General features: G+C 71.5%; 17 protein-coding genes and 1 tRNA gene. 10 read left to right on the top strand and 8 right to left on the bottom strand.

What is annotated here, in order from left to right; all coding sequences use genetic code 11:
- Window positions 1–46 precede the first annotated feature (46 nt).
- Window positions 47–3,880 carry a serine/threonine-protein kinase gene (locus G4D85_RS36385; RefSeq protein WP_164018704.1) on the bottom strand — a complete coding sequence of 1,278 codons (3,834 nt, stop codon included), beginning with the start codon at window positions 3,878–3,880 and terminating at the stop codon, window positions 47–49.
- Window positions 3,881–4,051: 171 nt separating this feature from the next.
- Window positions 4,052–4,288, bottom strand: a complete 237-nt coding sequence (locus G4D85_RS36380) for a helix-turn-helix domain-containing protein (RefSeq protein WP_164018703.1) — start codon at window positions 4,286–4,288, stop codon at window positions 4,052–4,054.
- Window positions 4,289–4,547: 259 nt separating this feature from the next.
- Here G4D85_RS36380 and G4D85_RS36375 point away from each other — a divergent pair, with 259 nt between their 5' ends.
- The 6 genes from G4D85_RS36375 (at window position 4,548) to G4D85_RS36350 (ending at window position 10,754) form a co-directional block, all read left to right on the top strand.
- Window positions 4,548–4,955: a (deoxy)nucleoside triphosphate pyrophosphohydrolase gene (locus G4D85_RS36375; protein ID WP_164018702.1), complete on the top strand. Its 408-nt coding sequence runs from the start codon at window positions 4,548–4,550 to the stop codon at window positions 4,953–4,955.
- Between the two features lie 2 nt (window positions 4,956–4,957).
- A complete protein-coding gene (locus G4D85_RS36370; protein WP_164018701.1) occupies window positions 4,958–5,887 on the top strand; it encodes a hypothetical protein in 930 nt (309 codons plus the stop codon).
- 173 nt (window positions 5,888–6,060) lie between these two features.
- Complete coding sequence (ftsH, locus tag G4D85_RS36365) at window positions 6,061–8,088, top strand: ATP-dependent zinc metalloprotease FtsH (protein WP_164018834.1); 2,028 nt, start codon at window positions 6,061–6,063, stop codon at window positions 8,086–8,088.
- Between the two features lie 191 nt (window positions 8,089–8,279).
- Window positions 8,280–8,525, top strand: a complete 246-nt coding sequence (locus tag G4D85_RS36360; protein ID WP_164018700.1) for an RNA polymerase sigma factor region1.1 domain-containing protein — start codon at window positions 8,280–8,282, stop codon at window positions 8,523–8,525.
- A gap of 98 nt (window positions 8,526–8,623) precedes the next feature.
- Window positions 8,624–9,229, top strand: coding sequence for a nucleotide exchange factor GrpE (locus tag G4D85_RS36355; protein WP_164018699.1), 606 nt, complete (start codon window positions 8,624–8,626; stop codon window positions 9,227–9,229).
- A 61-nt stretch (window positions 9,230–9,290) separates the two neighbouring features.
- On the top strand, window positions 9,291–10,754 hold the full coding sequence (locus tag G4D85_RS36350) for a trypsin-like peptidase domain-containing protein (protein WP_205525857.1): 1,464 nt from the start codon (window positions 9,291–9,293) through the stop codon (window positions 10,752–10,754).
- A gap of 176 nt (window positions 10,755–10,930) precedes the next feature.
- Here G4D85_RS36350 and G4D85_RS36345 read toward each other — a convergent pair whose 3' ends face one another.
- Entirely contained in the window at window positions 10,931–11,569 is a 639-nt protein-coding gene (locus tag G4D85_RS36345) for a DUF6066 family protein (RefSeq protein ID WP_164018697.1), read from the bottom strand.
- 170 nt (window positions 11,570–11,739) lie between these two features.
- Here G4D85_RS36345 and G4D85_RS36340 point away from each other — a divergent pair, with 170 nt between their 5' ends.
- The gene (locus G4D85_RS36340; RefSeq protein ID WP_164018696.1) at window positions 11,740–12,099 is read left to right on the top strand and encodes a PilZ domain-containing protein; all 360 of its coding nucleotides are present in this window, start codon (window positions 11,740–11,742) and stop codon (window positions 12,097–12,099) included.
- Window positions 12,100–12,256: 157 nt separating this feature from the next.
- On the opposite strand, the gene G4D85_RS36335 is transcribed toward G4D85_RS36340, so the two are convergent.
- Window positions 12,257–13,807, bottom strand: a complete 1,551-nt coding sequence (locus G4D85_RS36335; RefSeq protein WP_164018695.1) for a Glu/Leu/Phe/Val family dehydrogenase — start codon at window positions 13,805–13,807, stop codon at window positions 12,257–12,259.
- 314 nt (window positions 13,808–14,121) lie between these two features.
- Between G4D85_RS36335 and G4D85_RS36330 the strand changes: the two genes are divergently transcribed.
- Window positions 14,122–14,197: transfer RNA gene (locus G4D85_RS36330), tRNA-Thr, on the top strand.
- Window positions 14,198–14,318: 121 nt separating this feature from the next.
- On the opposite strand, the gene G4D85_RS36325 is transcribed toward G4D85_RS36330, so the two are convergent.
- From G4D85_RS36325 to G4D85_RS36315, 3 genes are read right to left on the bottom strand one after another with little or no spacing between them, the layout of a single operon-like run.
- On the bottom strand, window positions 14,319–15,212 hold the full coding sequence (locus G4D85_RS36325) for a cupin-like domain-containing protein (protein WP_164018694.1): 894 nt from the start codon (window positions 15,210–15,212) through the stop codon (window positions 14,319–14,321).
- Window positions 15,213–15,252: 40 nt separating this feature from the next.
- Window positions 15,253–16,485, bottom strand: a complete 1,233-nt coding sequence (locus G4D85_RS36320; protein WP_164018693.1) for a cupin-like domain-containing protein — start codon at window positions 16,483–16,485, stop codon at window positions 15,253–15,255.
- 15 nt (window positions 16,486–16,500) lie between these two features.
- Window positions 16,501–17,256 carry a class I SAM-dependent methyltransferase gene (locus tag G4D85_RS36315; RefSeq protein WP_164018692.1) on the bottom strand — a complete coding sequence of 252 codons (756 nt, stop codon included), beginning with the start codon at window positions 17,254–17,256 and terminating at the stop codon, window positions 16,501–16,503.
- 114 nt (window positions 17,257–17,370) lie between these two features.
- On the opposite strand from G4D85_RS36315, the gene G4D85_RS36310 reads away from it, so the two are divergent.
- Entirely contained in the window at window positions 17,371–20,643 is a 3,273-nt protein-coding gene (locus G4D85_RS36310) for a non-ribosomal peptide synthetase (RefSeq protein ID WP_164018691.1), read from the top strand.
- Window positions 20,644–20,647: 4 nt separating this feature from the next.
- Here the strand turns inward: G4D85_RS36310 and G4D85_RS36305 are convergent, their stop codons facing one another.
- Complete coding sequence (locus tag G4D85_RS36305) at window positions 20,648–23,200, bottom strand: DUF5916 domain-containing protein (RefSeq protein ID WP_164018690.1); 2,553 nt, start codon at window positions 23,198–23,200, stop codon at window positions 20,648–20,650.
- A 125-nt stretch (window positions 23,201–23,325) separates the two neighbouring features.
- On the opposite strand from G4D85_RS36305, the gene G4D85_RS36300 reads away from it, so the two are divergent.
- Entirely contained in the window at window positions 23,326–25,650 is a 2,325-nt protein-coding gene (locus tag G4D85_RS36300) for a M28 family peptidase (protein WP_164018689.1), read from the top strand.
- Window positions 25,651–25,660: the final 10 nt, after the last annotated feature.

The following is a 25,660-nucleotide window of genomic DNA, read 5'->3' as shown; positions in this document are numbered from 1 at the left end:
CTCCGTCTTCGCGGCAGCTCGCTCCTGCTATCACGGGCCGGGCCTTCTACGACGTTCCGCGAGCCTCCTGCACCACCGCACGCACCCGGTCTGTCCACAGGGGCGCCTCGCTTGCGGTCTCCTCGACCTCTTTCGTCCAGGCCCGCGCCGTCACGTCATCGCCCGCTGCCCGGGCAGCGCGTGCCGCCCAGACGAGGATTTCCAACCGCTCGTCGGGTGTGGACTGTTGTCGCGCGGACTCCACCAGCCCGGCCCACTCCGCCGCGCCGTAGGACAGCCTGCCCTGTGCCTCGCCCACCACGCGGTGGACCACCGACAGCATCAGCGGGTCTCCGGGCGGCAGCCGCGCCTGTGTGGCGGGTTCCGACAGCCACGTGAGCTGTCGCGCCGCTTCCGCCATGTCGCCCAGCTCGCAGCACAGGCGCGCCACCAGCAGCGCGTCCTGCGCCATGGAGCCGGGGAAGAAGCGCTGGCTCAGCACTCCGGCCCGGCGCGCGAGGGCGAGCGCCTCCGCCGCCCGGCCCTGGTAGCCGAGCAGCAGCGCGAGATTGAAGGCCGAGGTCCGCTCAATCTGCACGTTGCCCAGCTCACGTCCCAGGGACACCGCGCGCTCCAGGTCCGTGCGGGCCCCCGCCACGTCCCGGCGCTGCACGTGCAGCACCATCCGGTTGTTGAGCGCCACGCCCAGGTGCAGCGTGTCGCCCGTCGCCTCGCACAGCGCAATCGCCTCGTCGAAGCGCCGCGCCGAGTCCTCCAGTCGCCCCGTCCACGCCAGCATGGCGCCGAGCATCGCCAGCGCGATGGCCTCCGTCTCCGAGTCGCCACAGGCCCGTGCCGCCGCCACCGCGCGCTCCAGCGGTGGCACCGCGCCCGTGATGTCCTCACGCCTCACGACGACTCGCGCCTGGGCCAGCGCATGGCGCGCCGCCAGCTCCGGAGGCACCGCGTCTCCCAGACAGCGCAGGGCCTGCTCCAGCAGGGCCGTGGAGCCGTCCGGGTCATCCCGCCAGTCCAGCGCGGTGGCTTCCTCCAGCAGCAGGTCCGCCTCGCGCACCACGTCGCCACGGGCCTCGGCCAGCGCCCGCGCGGCGCGCAGGTCCTCCAGTGCGTCGTCGATGCGCTGCAGCCGGTAGCGCACCCGGCCCCGGCCCGACAGCAGCTCCAGGCGGAAGCCGTCTTCTCCCGCGGGCAGCAGCTCCAGCGCGGCGGAGTAATGGCGCTCCGCCTCCAGCAGTCGGTGCGCGCGGCGACTGGCCTCGGCCAGCCCCCGGTGGAGCCCGAGCGCCTGCGCCACGTCCCCCGCGGCCTCGGCCAGTCGCGCCCTGCGCGCGGCGGGCGCATCCGGCAGGGCCCGCAGCGCCGCCGCGCAGATGCGCCGCCTCAGCGCCGTGGGCAGCAGCGCGCCGAAGGCCTCGCGCAGGGTGGCGTGCTCGAAGCGCCAGCGCCGGGGGCCCCGAGGCTCCAGCATGCCCGCGCGCGCCAGTCGCTCCAGGGCCACGCCCGGGTCCAGCGACAAATCCAGCGCGTCATCGGACTCCAGGTGCGCGAGCGTGGCGGACAGCTCCTCCAGCCGCACCTCGTCTCCCAGCAGCGCCCCCACCTGGAGCAGGGAGCGCAGCCCCGAGGGCAGCGCCGCGAGGCTCCGCTCCGCGAGTCGCTCATCCGGACGCGGACTGTCCGAGGCCAGGCCATTCAGCGCGTCCGCCGCGAGGTAGCCGCCTCCACCTGCCTGCGCGCGGATGGCCCCGGCCGCCCGCAGCGCGCGCACCGTCTCCATCATCCGCAGCGGCGAGCCACCACAGCGCTCCACCAGCTCCCGCAGCACCCCTTCCGCGAGCAGGTCCACCGGGCGCAGGAGCCGCCGCAGCAGCTCGCGGGCGGCGTCCTCACCCAGCTGCGGGAGGTCCCACTGCGCCGCGTCCCGCGCGCGCTCGCCCAGGTACGGTCTCAGCCCCAGCAGCCGGTGCCTGCCGGCGAGCACCACGCAGAGCGGGGAGCGGACTCCGGCCAGCGTGGCCAGCTCCAGCGCGTCGAGCGCGGTGGGGTCCAGCGTGTGCGCGTCATCCACGAGCAGCGCCAGCGGCCGCTCCGCCGCGAGCCGCCACAGCCGCGAGGCCAGCGCCCGGGCGATGAGCTGTCGCCGCGCGGCGGGATGTGCGGGGACCGTGTCGCCGGAGGGCCCGGCGTCCGAGAGGAGATGGAGCACCGCCTCGTCCGGAGGCGTGTGCGACGGCAGCCCGAGGATGGTGGTGATGAGGTTGCGCAGCCCGCTCTCGCTCGCGCTGCCCTCGTCGAGCTGGGACTCCACGAAGAGGGCGGACACGCCTGGGGTGCTCCGCAGCTCGCGGTGCCACTCCGACAGCAGGCGCGTCTTGCCCAGTCCTTCCTCGCCCAGCAGCGTCCGCAGGGCCGGAGCGCCGCTCTCCCGGATGCGCGCGAGGCCACTGCGCAGCCACGTCAGCTCCGCCTCGCGGCCCAGCAGGACGTCGATGGGAGGCAGCACTACCTCTGGAGGTGGCGTGCGGCCCACGTCGGCGTCGCCCAGGTGGGCGCGGGCCTCGGAGGTAAGGGTGGGGGACTCGGCGGAGCCGGGCCACCAGCGCTCGGGGCGCTCCAGCGCGGCGCCCCCCACCGTCAGCCGGCCCGCGCGCTCGCGAACGCGCAGGGGCGCGCAGTGGATGGCGCGTTGCGAGCCGGCGGGCAGCAGCGGCCCCAGCGCTTCCGCCGCCTTGAGCGCGGCGCGCAGGCCGGCCTCCACGGTGGCCGCATGGGGGAAGGCGAAGACGGCGAGTCCGGCCTCCACCCGCGCCAGCTCCGCCCCCGAGGCCGCGAGCTGCGCCAGCAGGGCGGGCACGTCCAGAGACGTCTTCACGCCGAGCAGGGCCACCTCCCTCGGGCCCTGGCCCTCGCGCGCCGGAGCCTTGGCCGCCGGAGGGAGCGTGGAGGGCTCCATGCGCTGTCCCGCCGTCTCTTCCAGCAGCCGCCGCAGGGTGTCCGCCAGCTCCTCCGCGCTGTGGAACCGCTCCTCCGGGGCCTTCGCCAACAGGCGCTGGACGAGGGCCTCCAGCGACGCGGGCACCGGCCACGGGGCCAGCTCCCTCAACGCGGGCGGCCTGCGCGACACATGGGCTTGCAGCACCGCGGCCGTGTCACCCACGAAGGGGGGCCGGCCGCACAGCAGCTCGAAGTAGACGACTCCCAGGCTGTACAGGTCCGCCCGCGCGTCGATGGTCCTCGCGTCGCGGCACTGCTCGGGCGACATGTACTCGTGGGTGCCCAGGCGCTGGCCGGTGCGGGTGAGGGTGATGGCGGGCGCCGCGACCTCCTCCGTCGCGCCCAGCCGGGCCAGGCCGTAGTCCAGGAGCACGAGCCGCTCGTCGGCGAGCATCATGTTCTCCGGCTTCAAGTCCCGGTGGACGACGGCCGCGGCATGCACGTGCCTCACGGCCTCCGCCAGCGACAGCATCAGCGGCGCGGCCTCCGCCCAGGGCAGCGCGCCCGGCCCGGGCAGCTCCGCCAGCCTTCGCGCCAGCGTCAGCCCGTCGATGCGCTCCATCACCACCAGGGGCTCACCGAGGGCGCTGATGCCCTGGCCCAGCAGCTGCGGCGCGGCAGGCGGGCCGATGCGGCGCAGCGCCTCCACCTCCCGCTCCAGGCGCTCGCTGGCCAGGGGTTCCAGCACCTTGAGGGCCACCTCGCGCCCGTCCTCCTCCCGAATCGCGGAGAAGACGCGCCCGAAGCCCCCGCGCCCCAGGGGGCCTCGAAGGGTGAAGCCCGTCACCTCCGGAGGCCGGGCTGGCGCAACCGGTGGACGCGGCTCTGCCGTGGGGTGGAGGGGACAGCGCTCCGCCACGCGGCGGTGACAGGTGGGACAACGCATCGAGGAGGGAAGCGGAGCCCCGGAAACTGCGACGTCCGCTTAGACTCGGGAAATCATCGCCGGTTGGCCACGCGGACGAAAGGAGGGCCTGCGTCACGTCTTCGGGGCAGCCCGGAGGGGAGGGGGGCGGCCAGGGCAGGGGCCCCGGCCCGCGGACCCTCCCGGGCGGGCTCAGTCCGTCATCTCCGGCAGGTCGGGCAGCGTGTCCGGGTCCAGCTTCAGAATCACACACAGCCGCGTCAGGGTGGAGATGGTGGGCACCATGACCCCCCGCTCCACCCGGGCGAGGACCTCCACGGGAATCTCCAGCCGCTCGGCGACCTCCTCCATGCCGAGCCCCGCCTGCTGGCGGGAGGCCTTCAGTGCCGCGCCGAGCACCTCGGCCTTTTCCCTCCGACTCGTCGTCATACCCCCGAGCATGACGCCATCCGGCCCGCCCGTCATCCAATTCACCACATGCCCATGAGTCGACGCACGGCCTCGAACACTGGCGCCTAGTGCATGCCGGACGTGCGCCCCCGGAAGGCGTGCGGCCCCCGAAGCCAGGGTTGGCCGCCCCAGCAGGTCGTGTGCACGGTGCTGGTAGGGGGCTGTGGCATTGGTACCGGGGGGTGTGTTAGGTCGCCCCCTCCCCGGTACCTCTCTGCGCAGGAGACAGGAGAAGCGAATGTCCCGTCGCCACGTCCGCGTCGTCGGAGCCATGCTCCAGAACGAGCAGGGGTGCTACCTCATCACCCAGCGTCCCCCCACCGCGTCCCTGCCCCTGCTGTGGGAGTTCCCCGGCGGCCGCGTGGAGGAGGGTGAGGACGATGCCACCGCGCTCGCCCGTGAGATTCAAGAGGAGATGGGCGTGGACGTGCACGTGCTCGAGCAGGCCATGCACACCCGGCACGAGTACCCGACCTACGACATCGACTTCCGCGTCTTCCACTGCCGGCTGGCCGAGCCGGAGGCCCACATCCAGCACCTGCGCGTGCATGACCACCGCTGGGTGTCGCTGGAGGAGATGTCCGGCTACCGCTTCCCGGACGCGGACGCCAAGACGCTGGCGAAGCTGCTCGACCTGGACAACTGAACGTGTCGGCCCGACTGGCCCTGGCCCTGCTCGCGGGGCTGCTCGCCGCCTGCTCGCGCCCCAAGCCCGTTCCCGCCACGGACACCCCCCCGGACGCCGGCTCGCAGGTGCCCGCGGTGGGTGTTCCCGGCTGCACCCTCTATGGCGAGCCCCGGCAGACAGGCACCGTGCCGGACGTGCTGCCCGAGCTGTCCGGCCTGGCCGCCAGCCAGCGCCACCCCGGCGTCTTCTGGGCGCACAACGACTCCGGCAACGCCTTCGAGGTGTTCGCCATCGACGAGACGGGCGCCGTCCGCGCGAAGCTGACGCTCACCGGCGCCGACCCCCGGGACGTCGAGGACGTGACGGTGGGCCCCTGCGCTCCCGGCGACTCGCGCCCGTGCGTCTTCCTGGCGGACATCGGCGACAACTTCGAGCGCCGCGACTCCGTGCGCCTCTACCGCCTGCCCGAGCCCGAGTCCGTGGCCGATGCCACCCTGCCGGTGGAGGTGCTGACCTTCACGTATCCGGACGGCTCCCATGACGCGGAGTCGCTGGTGGCGGACGCGCGCTCCGGGCGGCTGGCCGTCGTCACCAAGGCGCGCGCCACGCTGGGCAACGTGTACGCGCTGGACGGGGCCCGGCCGGGCGCCACCATCCAGGCGACGAAGCTGGGCACGCTGGAGGTTCCCGAGGGGCTGGATAGGGCCACCACCGCCGCGTCGCTCCACCCGTCCGGCCAGCGGCTGCTGCTGCGCACCTACTCCCGCGTCTGGGAGGTGCGCCAGCCAGACGCCGCCCGCCTGGAAGACCTCCTGAGGGGACAGCTCGTCGAGGTGCCGGGCGCGAGCCAGGCCCAGGCCGAGGCCATTACCTTTCTACAGGACGGCAACGGCTACCTGCTGGGCACGGAGTTCACCAGTCAACCGCTGTGGCGCACGGGATGTCGCTGATCCGGCGCAAAGGTCGGCACCGCCAGTGAAGCCCGCCTGCCGGGTTGACGGTATGGCGACGGTGAACATCTTTGGCCACAGCCAGGGTGCCGCCACATGGGCAAGGTGTCCCTGTGAGTGGGAGGGGGAGGGCGAGCGTGCCGACGATGAAGCCACAGGATTTGCCGCCGGGGATGGCCCCCCGCGGAAAGAAGACGGACAAGCCAACTCCGACGCCGGGGAAGGGCTTCAGGCTCGGTTCACCGCTGGGCTACATCTTGCTGCTGGTCCTGGGCTTCCTGCTGTTCCGCAACGTCTTCCAGGACGCGGGCGTGCGGCGTGTGAGCTACAGCCAGTTCCGTGATGCGGTGGAGGCGGGCAACTTCAGCCGCGTCCAGATTTCCAACGAGTGGGTGAAGGGCTTCCTCAAGGACACGGCGCAGCAGCCGCCGCCCTCGGGGGACCGCGCGCTGCGCAGCGAGCCCAGCGCCCTGCCGTGGATGGCGTACCGCGTCCCCGGGGACGAGGGGCTCGTCCCCATGCTGGAGGAGAAGGGCGTCCAGTTCGAGGCGGTGCCGCAGTCCGGCCTGGGCGAGGCGCTGTGGATATGGCTGCTGCCGCTGGGCCTCTTCTTCCTCTTCTGGAGCTTCATGATGCGCAGGGTGTCTGGCGGCATGGGCCAGGGTCCCCAGAGCGTCATGAGCTTCGGCAAGACGCGCGCGAAGGTGCAGGCCGAGGCCGACACCGGCGTGGGCTTCAAGGACGTGGCCGGCGTGGACGAGGCCGTGGACGAGTTGCGCGAAATCGTCGAGTTCCTCAAGACGCCGGAGAAGTTCCGCCGGCTGGGTGGGCGCATCCCCAAGGGCGTGCTGCTGGTGGGCCCTCCGGGTACCGGCAAGACGCTGCTGGCGCGCGCGGTGGCGGGTGAGGCGGGCGTGCCCTTCTTCAGCCTCTCCGGCTCCGAGTTCGTGGAGATGTTCGTCGGCGTGGGCGCGGCCCGTGTCCGAGACCTCTTCGCGCAGGCCACGGCGAAGGCGCCGTGCATCATCTTCATCGACGAGCTGGACGCCATCGGCAAGAGCCGCAACGCGGGTGTCGCTGGCGGCCATGACGAGCGCGAGCAGACGCTCAACCAGCTGCTCGCGGAGATGGACGGCTTCGACAGCCGCGCGGGCCTCATCATCCTCGCGGCCACCAACCGGCCTGAAATCCTGGACAGCGCGCTGATGCGCCCGGGCCGCTTCGACCGGCAGGTGCTGGTGGACCGGCCGGACAAGCGGGGCCGCGAGCGGGTGCTGGAGATCCACTCGAAGGGCGTGAAGCTGGGCCCGGACGTGGACCTCAAGTCCATTGCCTCCCGCACCCCGGGCTTCGCCGGCGCGGACCTGGCCAACGTGGTGAACGAGGCCGCGCTGCTGGCCGCGCGCCGCAACCGCGACGCGGTGATGCGGGCGGACTTCGAGGAGGCCATCGAGCGCGTGGTGGCGGGCCTGGAGAAGAAGAACCGCCGGATGAACGAGCGCGAGAAGGAGATTGTCGCGCACCACGAGGCGGGCCACGCGGTGGTGGGCTGGATGATGCCGCACGCGGAGCGCGTGACGAAGGTGTCCATCATCCCCCGCGGCCTCGCGGCGCTGGGCTACACCATGTCGCTGCCGCTGGAGGACCGCTACCTCATGTCGCTGGATGAATTGCGCGACAAGATGGCGGGGATGATGGGTGGCCGCGCCGCGGAGGAGATCTTCGTCGGTGAGATTTCCACCGGCGCCTCCAACGACATCCGCCAGGCCACGGAGATGGCCCGGATGATGGTGCGCGACTACGGCATGAGCACCCTGGGCCCCGTCGCCCTCAGCGCCGACCACGGGCCGGGCTTCCTGCGCTCCGCGGGCGTGCCCGAGGTTCGCAGCTACTCCGAGCAGACAGCGCGGATGATTGACGAGGAGGTCCGCAAGCTCGTCAGCGAGGCGCTCGACAGGGCACGGGAGACGCTCACCCTGCACAAGGACAAGGTGCAGGCCGTGGCGGCCCGGCTGTTGGCCACGGAGGTCATCGAGGAGGACGCGATGGCCGCCATCCTCGGCCCCAAGGTGGTCGCCCAGCGCGGCCTGCTGCACCCGGAGGCGCGTCAGGTCCTCTCCGCGCACCCCGTGGGTGTCGGGGGCAACGACGAGCAGACGCCGCCCACGCAGCACAGCACCAAGACGTCGCTGGACTCCTGAAGTCCCGGTGTCCGGGGCAATGGCGGGTGGGCCTCGTTAGGAAATGAGGGGCCCACCCGTTGAGCCCCCGGTGCGTCCGGGCGGCGACGCTCGGGCGCCTGCCCTGCAACCGTCCATTCGCCCACCCACGCCGCGGATGCCTGCGGTGTCCGGTGGGCGAAATTAACTTGAGGCCGAAAGGAGGCGTCGCCGTGGAGAACAGAATCGGCAAGAGCTACGTGGCCCGGAAGTCCCTCTTCGCCAAGGGGCTGAAGGAGGGGCGGCTCACGGTTCAGGAGATCGAGGAGGCGCTGCCTCCGGGGACCCTGACGGCGGCGGAGCGGTGGCTCCTCTACTACTCCCTGCGCGCCGCGCAGGTGGAAATCATCGACGAGGTGACCGGGCAGGTGGACCACGGCTTCATGGCCGAGGCGCCCTCCGCACCGCAGGAGCACTAGCGCTCGCGCGTTGACAGGTGCGCTCCCGCGGTTACGTTCCGGGCAACCCAGACCCCCACCGCGCGCGAGAGCGCACCTACCGCACCAGGTTCGACGACATGGATGGCAAGCCCCGCAGCGACGCAGCCCCGGAAACCCAGCAGGCCCAGACCGCCAACGGCCAGCCGCAGGGCGCGGAGGAACGCACCCCCGCGGAGGACTCCGCGCAGCAGGCCGACCCGGAGCTGGAGCGGCTGCAGGCGGAGCTGGAGGCCACCCGGAAGAAGTATGACCAGCTGGCCCGCGCCTACCAGGACGTGAACCGGGACCGCGAGGAGTTCAAGCAGCGGCTCACCCGCGAGCGCGACCGGATGATGGACGTGGAGCGCGGCAACGTGGCCACCACGCTGCTGGAGGCCATCGACGAGCTGGACCGGTGCCTGGTGGCGAGCGCCCAGGACACGTCTCCCCTGGCCCAGGGCGTGCGGATGATTCGCGACGCGCTGCTGACCAAGGTGCAGGGCACGGGCATCGAGCGCATCCAGGTGGTGGGGCAGACCTTCGACCCCAACGTGGCCGAGGCGACCGACATGGAAATCACCACCAACCCGGACGAGGACCAGAGGGTCGTCGCCGAGGTGCGCGCGGGCTACCGGCTGAAGGACCGCATCATCCGGCCCGCCCGGGTGAAGGTGGCCAAGTACATCGCCCCGGCCCAGGCCTGACGGGGAAAGCCGCTTCCGCTCGGGAAGGGGGCGACCGGGGTGGCTGTTGGCCCCGAACGCCATGGCCCGCCGTATAAGCTGCCTCACCGTGTCCTCCCGACTGCTCTCCGTCCTTCTCGTGCTGGCACTCGCCCCCGTGGCGGGTGCCGACGAGGGTCCGCTCGACTCATGGCTCCAGGCGCGGGTGCGCGAGCACACCGCCTGGTTCGCCGCCTCCCAGGGGACGGCGGGTGAAGGCCGCCCCGCCGCGCTGGGGCTGGGGCTGTGGCGCGAGCGTGCCCCCGGTGACAGGGGCATCCCCGACTTCGTGCCCCCCACGTCGCTGGCCCCGCTGATTCGCGCGGTGGAGGCGGGCGTGGTCAACATCACCACCGTGGCCCTGCGCGAGAGTGGGCTGGGGGGGATGAAGAAGGCCACCGGCTCCGGCTTCGTGCTGACGCCCGACGGGCTGGTGGTGACGAACAACCACGTGGTGGCGGGGGCGCGGCAGATTGCGGTGCGCCTGTCGGACGGCCGCGAGTTCCCCGCCGAGGTGGTGGGCCGCGACGCGTCCACGGACGTGGCCCTGCTGCGGCTGAGTGGCGCCGGCCTGGGCAACCTGCCCGCCGTCTACCTGGGGGACTCGGACCGGCTGGAGGTGGGGGACTGGGTGCTGGCCATCGGCAACCCCTTCGGCCTGGACCACTCGGTGGCGCACGGGATGATTTCCGCCAAGGAGCGCGTGCTGGGCGTGGGCCAGTTCGACGACTTCATCCAGACGGACGCCCTCATCAACCCCGGCAACTCCGGCGGGCCGCTCTTCAACATGAAGGGCGAGGTGGTGGGCGTGACGACGGCCATCATCAGCCAGGGGCAGGGCATCGGCTTCGCGGTGCCCATCAACCTGGTGAAGGACTTGCTGCCCAACCTGCGGGAGAACGGGAAGCTGGAGCGCGGCTGGCTGGGCGTGGTCATCAACGACGACGGCGGCAATGGCGAGCGGCGCGCCCCGGTGGTGAAGGACGTCTACAAGGAAAGCCCGGCGGCCACCGCCGGCATCCGTCCCGGCGACAGGCTGGTGGCGGTGAACGGGCGCACCATCGGCTCGTACCTGCAGTTGCTGCGCAAGGTGGCGCTGCTGGCGCCCGGCACCGAGGCGCGGCTGACGCTGATGCGCGAGGGCGTCACGAAGGAGGTGACGGTGCGCCTCATCGTCCGTCCCGCGCAGGAGGCCACCGAGGGGCTCCTCCAGCGCAGCTCCAGCGAGGAGGACGTGGGGCTGGTGCTGCGCGACTTGACGCCCGAGGTGGCCGCGCCGCTGGGCGTGCAGGCCTGGTCCGGGGCGCTGGTGTCCACCGTCACGCCGAGCAGCCCGGCGGCCGAGGCGGGCGTGCGCGCGGGCGACGTGGTGACGGAGGTGAACCGCCGCCGGGTGAAGGACGCGGCCGGGGTGCGCGCGGCGCTGGCCAAGGGGAGCGCCGGGGCCAGCATCCTCCTGCGGGTGCAGCGGGGCGACGCGCTCCAGTACGTGGCCATCGCCCGCTGAGGCACGCCGCCTCTGGAGCCTGCATCTCACGCTTGCTGAGGCACGCCGGCCTCGGAGCCCGCCGCCCATCAAGCGGGAAGCAGGGCGCCGCGCTTCGACGCGTGCCCCTGGCCCGGTGAGGCGGGAGCGCCGGGCCACCGGGGCCCGGCACCGAGGCTTGCCGCCGCGTCAGGGAGCTACTTCCCCTTGTTCGCGTCCTTGCCGCCGAGCCACAGGCCCAGCTGCTGGCCGGTGCGCCCCTCGGTGACGAGGATGCCCTCGATTCGGGCGGTGACGCCGAAGTTCTTCCCGCCGCCCTTCTTGGGGAGGCTCCACACGCCCTGCGGGGTGAAGACCACCTGCGCGCGCACGCCGCGCATGGAGAACATGCGCGAGAACATCTGCGCATTCCACCCCTCGGGCAGCGTGCCGGTGACGGCGAGGAAGGGCAGCACGGGGTTGCCGCCGGCGTCCGTCTTCTTCGGCGCGCCGTGGGTGAGCGCGTAGCGGCCGCCCGGGAAGAACGGGGTGATGTTGATGGTGTACTCCCCCGTGGCGGGCGAGTACGGGCCCGGGGCCAGCATGGTGGCGTCGTCCTCGGTGACAATCATGTACAGCCGCTTGCCCTGGTACTTCTTGCGGAACTCCTCCGCCTGCGACTTGCACTGAGGGTCCACGAAGGCGCCCTCGCACGCGCCGATGTACTTCTCCAGGAACGCCCCCAGCCCGCCGAGCGGCTCGGACTCGTCGCGCAGCTTCGCGAAGCGCGAGTCCACGTCGGCCAGGGCCAGCGCGGGCAGGAGGAGGGTGACGGCGGCGACGAGGAAGCGGCTCACGAGAGGGGACTCCGGGGAACGCGGGTTCCCGGGCATGGTGCCACCGAGCCGCCCCCCGGGCACTCCTCTTCTGGTGGGTGGTCAGGGGTAGATATAGGTGAAGAAGTTGCCTACATCTGGCTACCATGTAGTTTGTGCCTGTCACCACCTGTTCCGGGAGGCACATCCAAGTGTTCGAGCGTCCTCAAGAGCGCCGCACCCACCTTCGTTTCGACAAGGTCTTCACCGTCTACCTCACCACCCAGGACGGGATGATGAGGGGGGTGGGCCGCAACATCAGCGCGCGGGGCATGTTCGTGGAGGTCCGGGACTCGGTAGGCCTGGGCGAGAAGCTGAAGGTGACGTTCTCCGGCGAGGACGGCACGGAGATGACGTGCCTGTGCGAGGTCCGCTACCAGGTGGCCCTGTCCTTCGGGCGCAAGGACGGGCGCGAGGGCAGCAGCCGGGGCGTGGGCCTGCGGATTGTCGCCTACGAGACGCAGGATGACGCGCCGCTGCTCCTGGTGGACCGCGAGCGGGTGATGCACTGAAGCCACTCCGGGGCCCGTGAAGGGCTTGACGGCCCGTCGCTCCCGGAAGGTGGGGGCCGTGCGAGCCAGTCTTCCGGACCCTGGAAGCACGAAGGGCACGTCCTCCGAATGGGAGGCCGTGCCCTTCTTCGTTACAGCGGTGAGGCGCTCGCCCGGACTACTGCGAGAAGCCCTCGAGGAGGTAGTGGGCCTCGATGCGCTTGAGCGCGAGAATCATCGCGGCGCAGCGGGTGTCCACGGCCTCGCCGATGCAGTACTGGCGGCTGTCGTGCATCTCCGTCTTGCGCGGCTGGTTGCGCGAGATGTCGCGGATGATGCGGTAGTTGCGCTTCATGGCGCGCTCGAGGCGCTGGTCGACTTCGGCCTCGCTCCAGCGCTCCATGCGCTTGTTCTGGATCCACTCGTAGTAGCTCACCGTCACACCGCCGGCGTTGGCGATGATGTCGGGGATCATCTCGATGCCGCGCTTCTGGAGGACGCGGTCGGCCTCGGGGGTGGTGGGGCCGTTGGCGCCCTCGGCGATGAGCTTCACCTTGAGGCGCTCGGCGACGTCCGCGGTGATTTCGCCACCCAGCGCGGCGGGGATGAGGATGTCGGCCTGGACCTCCCAGAGGTCCTTCTTCTCGATCTTCTGGGCGCCGGGGAAGCCGAGCACGCTGCGCTTGAGATTCTTGGGGTCGGCCACGTAGGCGGCCAGCGCATTCACGTCGATGCCGTCACCGTTGTAGATGGTGCCGTCGGCGTCGTTGACCGCCAGGAGGCGGGCGCCGTTGTGGGCGAGGATGAGGGCTGCGTGGCTGCCCACGTTGCCGAAGCCCTGGAGGACGAACGTCTTGCCCTTCACGGACTCGCCCTTGTCGGCGTAGTAGTCCTCGATGCAGAAGGCGACGCCCTGGCCGGTGGCCTTGCCGCGGCCCTCGGAGCCGCCGATGCGCACGTCCTTGCCGGTGACGATGCCGCGCAGGTTGTGGCGCTCGCGCTCACCGTCGGAGAACTGGCGGTACAGCAGCGCCATGATGTCCGGGTTGGTGCCCACGTCCGGCGCGGGGATGTCGATGTTCGGCCCGATGAGGCTCTTGAGCCGGTACATGAAGCGCAGGGTGATGGCTTCAATCTCCTCGCGGCCGTACTCGCGCGGGTCGATCTGGATGCCGCCCTTGCCGCCGCCGAACGGAACCTCGGAGATGGCCGTCTTCCAGGTCATCTCCGCGGCGAGGGCCTTGAAGAGGTCCAGGGACACCTCGCGGTGGTAGCGGAGGCCGCCCTTGTAGGGGCCGCGGGCCTGGTTGTGCTGGACGCGGTAGGCCTTGAAGCGCTGCGACTCACCGGGGACCAGCTGGTACACCTTGCCGTCCGGCAGGCGCAGGTGGCCCTGGCGGATGGCCACGTCCGAGCCGAGGAGGGCGCGGCCGTTGAGGATGATGTTGCCGTTGGCCAGCAGCTCCAGGCCTTCCTTGTTGCGGACCTGCGTCTCGGGCAGGTCGGCGAAGGACTTCGCGCGGTCGGCGGCCAGGGGGACGAGGCGGTCCTTCAGCTTGGCCGTGACGTAGAAGATGTGCTCGTAGTCGGGCTCCTCGAGCTCGAGACGGACGCGCTTGTCCAGCTTGATGAGGTCCGCAGCGCGATGGAAGATCTCCATCGCCTCCGTGTAGACGGTGCGCTTGGGCGAGGGGGCCGGGGCGCGCATGAAGTTCTCTTCGCTGGCCATGACGGGAAACGCTCCTTGTGGGCCCCACCGGGTTGGTGGCGAGGCACGCGGGGATGGCGGCCCTTATGTGCATAGCCGCTTGGAGGATTCAACCGCGCGCAGCGGAAGGGATTCCTCCGGAATGTGGAGAGATGACGGGCACTTATGGCAACGCGCTGTGTCACCGAGGTCGGACGCGGTGTGTCATCGCTGTCACGGTGGGGTGCTTGGAGAGCCAAGGAGCAGCCGGGCGGGGAGGGGGCGCGAATGCACGGGGCTGATCATTTGTCCTTGCCCGACCAGAACCGGCGTGGTACTCCGCGCCCACCTTTTTTGCCGACATAGCTCAGTTGGTAGAGCAACTGATTCGTAATCAGTAGGTCTCCGGTTCAAATCCGGATGTCGGCTCCAGAACAGAAAATGGCCGGTTGCCCCCAGGGCAGCCGGCCTTTTTCATTTCCGGGCCTGCGGGGCCCGGTGCCGCGGCCGACGGCGCATACGGCCAGCACACCCGGGGATGGCGGCGGCGCGCTCAGCCCCGGGGGAGGCTCCGGCGCAGCAGGGTATAGGCCTCCTGCAGCTTCATCTGAAGGGCGACGCGTGCCGCCACCGGACCGACGCGAACCGTCGTCGGGATGTCCCACCACCAGAGGTTGGCCGCGATGGCGGGAGAGAGCGTGTGGACGCGGTGCCACCAGTGCACCGGGAGGAAGAGGAGCTCGCCCGGTTCGAGGATGAAGTCGTAGTCCGGCCGGAGCCCGCTGGCTGTCGTCCGTCGGGCCGCACCCGGCTTGAGATCCACCCCGCTGAGGTCTGCCGCCCAATCGAGCGGCGCCGGCTGGAGGAGCCGGGCCCGGGCGGGCGAGTAGAGCTGCCAACGCTTTCGGCCCGAGAGCTGGGCGTAGAGGTTGTGGGCGCGGTCCCTGTGGAGCTGGGCAAAGGTGCCGCGCGGGGCAATCCAGACAGAGGACTCGGTGAGCCGGTTCAGCCACCGGGGGGCATAGTCCGGGAAGCGGGCGTCCTCCCGCAGGGAGGGCACGGCCCGCAGCAGCGATGGACCCACCAGGTGGTTGATGTCCTCCGGCCTCTTCTCCAGCATCGTGTCCGCGAGCGCGTCCAGGTCGCTCGCGAGCGGCAGCGCCGCTGAGGCCTCCACCTCGTCCAGGTAGGTGGCCAGCTTCATCCTTCGTGCACCGCCCAGCGGCTCCGCGGTGCCAGGCAGGGCGCCCCAGGTGTACAGCGCCGACCTCACGGTGATCTCGACGTCTCCGTGCGTGGCGCGGAACCACTCGAACGACCACTTCGAGGCGGCGGGCCAGTCCCGGGTGGCACCGGTGAAGATGACCGGGTGTCCTGCCTTCTCCCACGATGCGGCGAAGCGCTCTCGGGAGACGAGCGGAACTCGGGGGATGGCCTGTGGCGTCATGGCGTGCTCCTCCGGGAGCAGGGCGTGCAGGCGCGCGAAGTCAGGCCTCGGCCCGCCACTCCAGGGCGCGGACGGCGTGGAGCTCCTGGATGAGCGTCTCCAGCGGGCTCCGCTCCCGGAGCTCCACGGCGAGCCACTCTCCCGAGTTGACCTGTCCGAGGAAGCCGAGCACGGCCTCGGTCTGGGGCACCGAGAGCCGGTGGCCATTGCTCCAGACGTGCACGTGTCCGTCGGCGGACTGCCAGGCCAGCGGATACCGGTCATCGGTCCGCACCTTGCCGGCGGTGCTGGGCAGAACGTCCTGCTTGCGCGGGGGGAGGGTGTCGAATCCGTAGCCGGAGACGTGCCGCATCCACTGATCCGTGAGGAGCGCCTGGACGAACTCCGGCTCAAGCGAGGAGCGCAGCATGTCGAACGCGCCGAGCACCTGCGTGGGCGGGGCCACGGGCCGCGTGACGCCGCCGGGGAACGGCCCCCAGCTGTCGATGCGCTCACCGGCGCCCGGAAGCTGCTGCAACACCCCGGCGAGGACCTCCGCCAGCACCGCCGCGCGCGGCCGGTTGTACAGGGTGATGTGCAGCACGAACGTGGGCTCCTCCGGATGGGCTTCCACCGTGTGCCAGTACGTGTACGGCCAGAAGAGGACGTCCCCCGGCTCCGCCTCGAGGACGATGGCGTCCTTCCTGAACCGCTCGAGCAGCCCCGGCTCGCGCAGATCTCGTGGCCAGCTCTGCCCGCCCAGCGTGCCAGTCGCCACGCCCCGCTGCGCGAAGTACTCCTCGGGCCACAGCAGGTAGGTCTTCTTCCCCTGGAGGATGAAGGAGATGTTGTTGGCCTCATCCCGGTGGGGGCCCCGGGGCGTACCCGAGTAGCGGCCGAAGAAGACCTCGAGGTTCGCGTGCGTCGGCATGCCGACCAGGCCGTACAGCTCGTGCAGGAAGTCACGGGCGCGCAGCCAGGCGTCCGGGAAGAGCTCCTGGAGCTTGTAGATCACCATGCAGATTTCCTGCTCGGGGGCGCACCGGGCGAGGTACGCGCTCACGTCCCGGTCGGCGTCGCTGGGCGCGAACGCCCCGTGCTCCGCGGCCGTCAGGTGGCGGCCGTCCACGTAGACGCTCGTCGCCTCTGTCTGCGGACGCGCGAACGACGCCCTCATCGCGCCGAACATCTCCTCCGCGGTCGCAATGGGCGTGGGCATCAGGTTCTTGAAGATCCCCGGCTTGCGCTGCCAGTGGTTCTCGACGAAGTCGACCCAGAACGAGCGGGTGGGCATGGCGTGCATTTCTTTTCAGGGCGCGGCAGGCCGCCGGGATTGCCCGGTGCCCGGCGGGACGCAGCGGTACATGCCCCAGGAGTGGTCGAAGCGGATGACCTGGAAGTCTCGCAGCTTCTGGAAGCCGGGGACCTCGGAGAACACCCGCCCGTAGGTGGGGCAGACGTAGATGATGAAGAACTCGCGGGGGGACTCGTCGACCGACTGGCGCACCCGGGCGAGCACCCGCCGCAGCACGGAGGCCCCGAACGGGTGGTACATGTAGAGCACGGCGTTGGAGCGGGGGAGCTCGAAGTCGAGGCAATCCATGTTGAAGCACTGGATGTCCTGGGAGCGCCTCGTGGAGGAGGTGTAACGCGCGACGTTGCGCAGCGCGACCTCGTGCAGCATGGCCGAGGCCTCCACTCCGATGATGCGCGAGAACTCGAACTCGGACGCGACCAGCAGCGCCCGCCCCTTGCCGGACCCGAAGTCCACGAAGGTGAAGTCCCGGTGCTGGATGGGCAGCGACTGGAGCGCGTGGCGGATCACCCGTGCAGGCGTCGGCACGTAGGAAGACGCACTGTCGAGCACCCCCGCCGGAAGCCCCGCCTCATCCGGCATGACATGGCGGGTGGTGTCCACGCCGTGCTCCCGGTCGAAGCCATCGTCCCGCGTATCCGGCGCCACGAGGTGGGCGATCACCTCTCGCAGCGTCTGCGCCGCGCCGAACATCTCCCAGTGCGCCTTGACGATGGCGAGCTTCTCCTTCGCGGTGAGGTGGAAGTTCATCGGGGCGCAGCGAATGCTGGCAGTCGGCTGAGATCCTTGTCAAGGAAGTCCAGGAAGACGCGTAGGCCTCGTTGAAGGGGCCAGTCCGAGCCGGTAACGTCCCCGCTCCCGCCGATGACCCGCACCGCGATCGACGACATCTACCCGCTCTCGCCTTTGCAGCAGGGGCTGCTCTTCCAAAGCCTCTACGCGCCGGCCGCGGGGCAGCACGTGCTGCAGATTGTCTGCGCCCTGGAAGGCCCACTCGACCTCGCCGCGTTCCAGGCCACCTGGACGTACCTGCTCGAACGGCACGGGGCCCTGCGCGCCTCCTTCGCCTGGGATGACGTGGATGAGCCGCTGCAGATCCTCCACCGCGAGGTGGCGCTCCCGCTCGAGTCGCTCGACTGGCGGCAACTGGATGAGGGCACCCAGCGGAAGACGCTGGACGCATACCTGGAGGCGGACCGTGGGCGCGGCTTCGAGCTCGACAAGGCTCCGCTCATGCGGCTGGCGCTCGCCCGGCTCGGGGAGGCGCGGCATGTCTTCATCTGGAGCTGCCACCACCTGCTGACGGACGGCTGGTCGCTCGGGCTGCTGCTGCGGGAGTGCCTTGCGGCGTACCAGGCCCTCTCGGCGGGGCGGACGCCGGCGCCGGCCCCGGTGCGCCCCTACCGGGACTACATCGCGTGGGTGAAGCAGCAGCCGCGGGAGGCGGCCGAGCGCTACTGGCGGGAGCGGCTGCGGGGCTTCACCTCGCCCACGCCCGTGCCCTTCGCTCGCGCCTCCAAAGTGGGAGAGGCGGCGCGCCACGGACGGCGGGTGGCCTCGCTCTCGCGGGAGCTCTCGGAGCGGCTGCGCGACCTGGCGCGTGAGAATGCGCTCACGCTGAACACCGTCTTCCAGGGGGCCTGGGCCCTGCTGCTCTCGCGCTACACGGGCGAGCACGACGTCGTCTTCGGCGCCACGGTCTCCGGCCGCCCCGTCACCCTGCCGGGCGCCGAGGCCATGGTGGGCATGTTCATCAATACGCTGCCCGTCCGCGTCCGGGTGGAGCCGGACGCCGCGCTCCTGCCCTGGCTGCAGCGGCTCCAGACCGCGCAGGCGGAGTGCCAGCAGTACGAGTACAGCTCGCTCATGGAGGTCCAGGGGTGGAGCGAGCTGCCGCGCGGACAGCAGCTCTTCGACACGCTGCTCGTCTTCGAGAACTTTCCCCGCACGCTCGCCGAGGGCTCCCACCTGGGCCGGTTGGGGATTGGGGACATCGAGGTCCTCGACTACACCAACTTCGCCCTGGACCTGGACGTGCTCCCCGGGCCGGAGCTCACCCTGCTGGCGACCTTTGATCTCCACCGGCTCGAAGAGTCGCGGGTCGCCCGTCTGCTCTCGCACCTGCTCCACCTGCTGGCCCAGCTGGTCGCGCGCCCTGACGTGCCGCTGCGGGCGCTGGACATCCTCCCCGAGGAGGAGCGGCGCCGGTTGCTCGTGGAGTGGAGCCAGCGCCCCGTGGAGTTCCCGCTGGAGCGCCCGCTCCACGCGCTGGTCGAGGAGCAGGTGGCGCGGGCCCCGGAGCGGGTTGCCGTCACCCACCGGGACGCCTCGTTGACGTACGCGGAGCTCAATACGCGGGCGAACCGCGCGGCGCACCGGCTCATCGCGGAGGGCGTGGGGCCGGATGTCCTCGTCGCCTTGCTGGCCGAGCGGGAGCTGCACTTTCCCGTGAGCGTGCTGGGCGTGTTGAAGGCCGGCGGTGGGTACCTGCCACTCGATCCAGGGCTGCCTCCCGAGCGCCTCGCCCAGATTCTCGGCCAGAGCCGGGTACCGCTGGTGCTCGTGTCCCCCGGCCAGCGCGAGCTGTTGGAGCGGACGCTGGCCCAGCTGGGGCATCCGTCGCCGCCCCGGATCCTCTCCACCGAGGAGCTCTGGGCGCATCCCGGCCCCGAGACCAATCCGCCGCTCCGGAGCTCCGGCTCCAACCTGCTCTATGTCATCTTCACCTCGGGCTCCACGGGCACGCCCAAGGGGGCCATGCTCGAGCATCGCGGGAAGCTGAACCACACCCTGTCGATGAGGGAGCGCTTGAAGCTCGGCCCCTCGGATGTCATGGCGCAGACCGCGTCGCAGTGCTTCGACGTCTCGGTGTGGCAGTTCCTCACGCCGCTGACCGTGGGCGCGCGGGTGGAGATCTTCGACACCGCGCTCCAGTACGACGCGCCGCGCTTCCTCGAGGAGGTGGAGCGCCGGGGGGTGACAATCCTGGAGGTCGTGCCCTCGCTCCTGGCGAACCTGCTCGAGGAGCTCGAGCGGATGGGCGAGCGCCGCCACCCGTTGGCGGCGCTCCGCTGGCCCATGCCCACCGGCGAGGCGCTTCCGCCCGCGTACTGCCGCCGCTGGCTGCGGATGTACCCGGACAAGCCCCTGTTGAACGCCTATGGCCCCACCGAGGTGAACGACGACACGAACCTCTTCGTCGTCGACCACCCGCCCGCGGAGGACGAGGAGCGCGTCCCCATCGGCTTCCCCCTGGACAACCTGGAGATGTACCTGCTCGACCGGCGCATGGAGCCGGTGCCCATCGGCATCCCCGGTGAGCTGTACATCGGCGGCATCGGCGTGGGCCGGGGCTACCTGAACGCTCCCGCGCGGACCGCCGAGGTGTTCCTCCCCAACCCGTTCTCGTCGCGGCCAGGGGCCCGCTTCTACAAGACGGGGGATGTCTGCCGCTACAGGGAGGACGGCGCCCTCGAGTTCGTGGAGCGGGCGGACTTCCAGGTGAAGCTGCGCGGCTTCCGCATCGAGCCGGGGGACATCGAGACGGCGCTCCAGCGGTATCCTCGCGTCAAGCAGGCCGTGGTCGTCGTCCGTGACGTGAGCGGGGGGAAGGAGCTGGTGGCCTACGTCTCGTTCGATGAACCTCGCGACGGCGCGCCCACGCCCTCCGGCGCGGACCAGGGCCAGCAGCTGCGGAGCTTCCTCCGCGAGCGGCTCCCGCACTACATGGTGCCGGCCGCGGTGGTGGTTCTGCCGTTCCTGTCGCTCAACGCCAACGGGAAGATTGACCGCAAGGCGCTCCCGGCGCCCGAGTCGGCCTTGCTGGCCAGGCCGGCCGTCAGGGCGCCGGGCACCCCGCTGGAGAAGAGCCTGGTGGCGATCTGGGAGGAGCTCCTGGGACGCACGCCCATCGGGGTGGATGAGAGCTTCTTCGAGCTGGGCGGCCATTCGCTGCTCGCCATCCGCGTCCACTCCCGGATGCGGGAGGCCCTGGGCGTGGACCTGCCGCTGCGGAGCCTCTTCGAGCTGGTGACGGTGGAGCAGCTCGCACGGAAGCTCGAGGCGCTGCGCTGGGCCGCCGGCGAGCCCTCTGCGTCTCCGGCGAGCGGAGAAGAGCGCGAGGAGTTCGACCTCTAGGGGCTCAGCCGGCCCAGAAGTAGGACCACTTCACCAGCACGACGTCGGTTGTCGGTCCACTCGGCAGGCCCGAGGGGCGCACCGTCCGGGGCAGTGGCGTGCCCGGCGCCTCGAGCTGGGAGCGGGTGTAGACGAGGTAGAGGAGTGAGCCCAGTCGGTACTCCCAGCGCAGCACCAGGTTCAGGTTCAGCGCGGAGCCGTGGAAGTCCGGACTGCCCCCGTACTCCACCGGCACGAGGTCCGAGAGCCGGATGCGCGAGTCCTCTCCGGGCACTCCCTGGAAGAAGCCGTCATACCTGCCGAGGTTGGTGAACTGCTGCGCGTAGCCCTGCAGCGTCAGCCGCGGCGTGAGCACCCACTGCAGCCGGAGGATGAACGAGAGGCTCTGGGCGGTCAGCGCGCCGAAGACGGGCGCGTCCTCACCCGGGTCGACCCAGCGCGGGCCGCTCGGCGCCAGCTCCGTGCTGACCAGGAGCTTCGCCTCGAAGCGATCATCCGGGCGGTAGGTGAGGCCCGCATCCGCCAGCCAGCCCAGCGCCCCGCGCGAGGCCGTGGGCCAGGGGGTGTACCGGAGGACGCCGTCCAGGGAGAAGGACAGGGGCCGGTGCGGGTTCGTCTCGGCGAGGAGGCTGAGGTAGTGGAGGCCCGCGCGCTGGTAGGGGATTCCCGTGCCGGGAATCTCCCGGGTGTCGAAGCGCGGATCGAGGTTGCCCACCTCCAGCCCCACCTCGTGGAAGCCCGGGAGGACCGCGTTGACCCCCGCACCCACCCGGCGGACCCGGTCGATGCCCCGGCCGTCCGCGGTCCACGTGCCGTTGGCGAGCACATAGGCATCGAAGGAGGGGAACAGGCCAAGGCCGTTCGGCCGGGTGTAGCGCAGGTAGACGGCCGCCGAATGCTCGTTCTGGCTGGGCAGGTAGCCCGCGGCGTTGAGCTCGAGCGTGGGGCTGTTGTACCGGTAGGAGACGTCGAACCGGAACGGCTCGCCGCCCAGCTTTCCCGCCATGACGTAGGCCCCCAGGCCGGTGTCCCCCCGGGCCAGGGGCGTTCCGTCGCTCAGGAGCCGCCGCGGTGGCCCGCCGACGGTCTGCGAGCCAAGGAGCTGGCCGGCCAGCACCCACTCGGAGCCCGCGCTCCGAAGGTCCCACTCGAGGGCCCCTGTGTTGCCCCCCTGCGCCACGCAGCCGAGCGGCTGCTGCGCCTCGGGGCGGGCGGCGTCCTCGTCGGTGCACGTGCTGGTGAAGGGGGTGGCCAGCGCCACCCGGCCGCCCACCGTCATGCCTTCCCGGGGCCGCCAGCGGGTGACCGCCACCAGGAAGTTCGCGGGAATCTGGGGCGCGCGTGGCAGCGCGTTCGCGGGTCCGAAGTGGAGCAGGCCCAGGCGGAACCGCCGGTCCGGTGTGGCCTCGTCGAACTCGGGTGCGCGCGTGCCGAGGACATAGGCGTCCAGCAACGCCACGTCGAGCCGCGGCGTCACCGACCAGGTCAGCTTGGTGGCCGCCAGGATGGGCGTCTCCAGGCCGATGCGGCGTGAGTAGAAGAGCTGCTGCGCCGACACGCCGCCGTTGCCGCTGGGCGGCGGCTGGAAGAGCTCCAGCCCCTGCACGAAGAAGGGCCGCTTCTCCGGGAAGTAGGGCTCGACATTGGACAGGTCGAGGATGAGCTGGTCCGCCTCCACCTGGCCGAAGTCGGGGTGGAGCGTGGCGACCAGCAGCAGCTCGCTGGAGAGGGCCGCCTTGAGGTCCAACCCGACGTCCATCGAGGGATTGAGCAGCCGCGGGTCGGGGCGGGTGGGGTCCGAGAACTGCGGCTCGCGCGCGGCGCGGGCCGCCAGGTAGGGGCTGAGCTCCAGCTGGGGGCGGGGCCTGAGCTGCCTCAGCTCCTCGAGCGTGCCGAACCGCGATATCTGACCGCTGCCGGTGCGGGGGACGAGGGCGGAGGCCATCTCCTCGTTCGTGCGTGCCAGCCTCCGCCGGGCGAGGAACCCCCACGTCTGGAGGTCGGCCTCGGTGAAGCGGAGGATGTTCAGCGGGATGCGCAGCTCGGCGGACCAGCCGCCCGGCAGCGTCTGGACCGCGGCGTCCCAGACCGCGTCCCACTCGGAGGAGACGGTGCCGTCGTCCTGGACGAGCGAGTCGAAGAGCACTCCGCCCGCGTTCACCCCGAAGACGTAGGCGCTCCGGCGATCGTTCACGGAGTCGATGGCCACCTCGACGGTGTCCGACGGGGGAGGGCTGTCCCGCCGCCCGAGCTTCCGGTTGAGCAGGGCGGGCTTCGAGTCGAAGCAGGTGAACCCCACGTAGAGGTTGCGCTCGTCGTACATCACGCGCACCACGGTGCGCTCGCTGGGTGGCGCACCCTCCAGGGGGAAGCGCTGGAGAAAGGCGTCGAAGGGGATGGCGTCGACCCAGGCGGGCTCGTCCAACCTGCCGTCGAGCGCGATCCGCTCCGTCACGCGCCGGGCCTGGAGCGCACGGCCGTCCTCGTTCGCGCCGGCAACGAGCGGCGAGAGCAGGGTGAGGACAACGGCCAGGGCGAGCGCGGCGGCGTGGGACATCTGTCGGGGTTGTCCGGACTATAGCTTGTCCCCGAGAGGGCGCGTCCATTAACCTCCGAGGCCCGCGGCGCGAGCTGTCGGGGCGTCTGGCCGAGCGCGCCCGCCGTGGCCCCGATGAGAGCGACGTGAGCGTGCCCGAGAAGATATCGGAGAGGAGAGGCGGGCTCCGTGCCTGGCTCACCGGGCTCGGGCTGACCACGGTGCTGCTCGCGCTGAATGGGGTGACGGACCGCCTGCCCATGCCCCGGCCCGCGGAGGCGCCTCCCAGCGAGTTCTCGGAGGCCCGCGCCGCGGCCGTCGTCCGCGTTCTCTCCGAGGAGATTGGCCCGCGCGTGCCGGGGATGCCGGGCCACCGCAAGGCCGCCGAGCACCTGCTTGGCCTGCTCCGCGCCATGCCGGGAGTGGAGGCGGAGCTCCAGGACGTCACGGGGACGTACCTCGATGGCGACACCATGGTTGCCTACCGCACCCAGAACGTCGTGGCCCGCCTCGCGGGGCGGAGACCGGACGCGCTGCTCCTCTCCGCGCACTATGACTCGACACCCGAGTCCTCCGGCGCGGCGGACGACGCGGCCGGCACCGCCGCGCTCGTGGAGGTGGCGCGGGCGCTCGCGAGCGGCCCTCCGCTCGAGAACACGGTGCTCTTCAACCTCAACGGCGCCGAGGAGTACTGCCTCTGCGGCTCCGCGGGCTTCCTCCGGCACCGGTGGGCGCGGGACGTGCGCGGCTTCGTCAACCTCGAGGCGACCGGGATGGGCGGGCAGTCCGTCCTCTTCCAGGCAGGGCCTGGCAGTCCGTGGCTGCTGGAGGCCTACGCCCGCGCCGCGCCCCGTCCCGAGGGGAACGTGCTCGGCCAGGACCTCTTCGCGCATGACCTCATCCCGGCCGCCACGGATGGCCTCGTGTACCGGCAGGCGGGCCTCCCCGGGCTGGACGTCGCGTTCTTCCGGGATGGCCATGCCATCCACTCCGCGCTGGACCGCCTGGCGCGGCTCGAGCCAGGCAGTCTGCAGCACATGGGGGACAACGCCCTCGCTGTCACGCGCGAGCTCGCGGGGCAGCCGCTGCGAGCGCCGGAGGCCGGAGCCCCTCCCGTCTTCTTCGATGTGTGGGGGCGCTGGTTGGTGGCCTATGGGCCTGGCGCCGCCGCGGCATGGGCCATCGTGGCGGGGGGGCTCGCCGCCGTGGCCACCGTCTTCGCCGCACGCCGCGCGCGGGTGGCGCCCGGGCGGATTGCCGCGGGTGGGGGGATTGCGCTGCTCTCCTTGACGCTCGCGCTGCTGGTGCCCGTCGCACTCTCGCTCGTCCCCCCCTACGTCCTCGGCCGGCCACACGGCTGGTACGCCACGCCGTGGCTTGCTTCCGCGGGCTTCGGCGCGCTGTCCCTGGCCGGTGCGCTGCTGCCGCGCTGGCTCTGGCAGCGCCGGTGGGTGGCCCGGGGTATTCCTCCGGCGCAGCGGGTCCTCGCGGCTTGGAGCGGCGGCCTGTGGGTGTGGCTGTGCCTCCTGGTGGCGGCGCAGGCCGCCGGGCTCGGCACCGCCTACCTCGCGCTCGGGTGGGTGCTGGGCGGCGCGCTCGGGCTGGCCGCGGCCGCCAGCGTCCCCCCGCGGCTGCGGGCCCTCGTGCTCTACGCGGGCTGGGCGGCGGGGATGTTGCTCACCCTGAACGCCAGCAGCGCGCTGTTGGACCTCTTCATTCCTGTCGCGGGCCGGCTCCCGCTCCCATTCCCGGCGGATCCGCTGATCGCCTTGATTGCCGCGCTGCCGGTGGCCGCCGGGGCGCTGCTGGGGCTTGCGCCTGTCCTGGAGGGCGAGCGGCTCGGGGTGCCCCTGGCCGCGAGCGCCCTCGGGGGCGCGCTGCTCCTGGGGGCCATCGCATCGAGCGCCCCGTATACGCCCGAGCATCCCAAGCGGATGTGGCTGGAGCACCGCCAGAGCGATGCCGGCACCCAGCTGCTTTTCTCGAGCTGGGACCACCCCGACGCGCGCGGGGCGCTCTCGGCCTTCGGCGACCTGCGCTCCGTCCAGGGCCTGCCCGGAGCCCGGCTCCGGTACGGGCGGCCCGCCTCCTCGCTGGAGCTGCTGGAGCCCCGCGTGGAGGTGCTCGAGTCGCGCTTCGACGAGGCCACCGCGAGCCGGACCGTCCGGCTCCGCTTTCCCGCGGGAGCCGACTATCTCTCGCGCGTGACGATTCCGGCGGGCGTGCTCCGGGGCTGGTCGCTGTCGGAGGAGCTCCCTCCCTCGGACGGCGCCCAGGTCCTGGAGCTGCTCGGTGCGCCGGATGCGGGGTGGGAGATTTCCTTGCGGCTCGCGGGCCAGGAGCCCGTGCCGCTGGAGTTCGAGGACTACTTCAGCGCCCGGTCGCCGGAAGTCGACGCGGTGCTCTCCCGGATGCCGCCCTGGACGACCACCAACGTCAGGTTCTCCACCCACGCCACCCTGAAGCTGTGAGCGGGCCCGC

It is taken from the genome of Pyxidicoccus trucidator (assembly GCF_010894435.1).
GTDB classification, from domain to species: Bacteria; Myxococcota; Myxococcia; order Myxococcales; family Myxococcaceae; genus Myxococcus; species Myxococcus trucidator.
The sequence above is the reverse complement of the archived record's forward strand: the minus strand, read 5'-3'. Positions and strand labels throughout refer to the sequence as shown.